Source organism: Burkholderia sp. SIMBA_051 (assembly GCF_046534915.1).
GTDB lineage: Bacteria > Pseudomonadota > Gammaproteobacteria > Burkholderiales > Burkholderiaceae > Burkholderia > Burkholderia ambifaria.
Window position 1 is genome coordinate 1 of record NZ_JAWRXS010000110.1, and the last position, 336, is coordinate 336.

Genomic DNA, 336 nt, shown 5'->3' on the forward strand with positions numbered 1-336 from the left:
CGTGTGTAATTCCACGCACCAAGAAAGCGGGCTGTCTCCTCACGGTCTTCGCTGGGGTCGTCACACTTCAGCGTGGCGGGCATTCTCATGGGACAGCGCCAGCGGTGGTTGTTGAAGATGACGCCTGTAAAGAGCATGCCCAGGATACTGAGCGGGGTCAGTAACGGCAGAAAGAGCGGGAGTATCATCATTGCCATGATGGCAGGGCCAAAGAAGTCGGGATTCTGCAGCAGCGAGGTGACGGGGGAGTGCCACGCGCTGCGGCGTATAAACTGCTCGTTGACTTTGTGTTGCATGATTGAATTTCTGGATGAAAATGCAGGAAGCAGGGGACTG

The 336-nt window shown here is 56.0% G+C and carries 1 protein-coding gene; it reads right to left on the reverse strand.

Translation table 11 applies throughout. The features are described 5' to 3' along the window. Positions 1–296 (reverse strand): hypothetical protein (locus tag SB771_RS33775; protein WP_410721888.1); only part of this gene is annotated, 296 nt, incomplete at its 3' end. Positions 297–336: the final 40 nt, after the last annotated feature.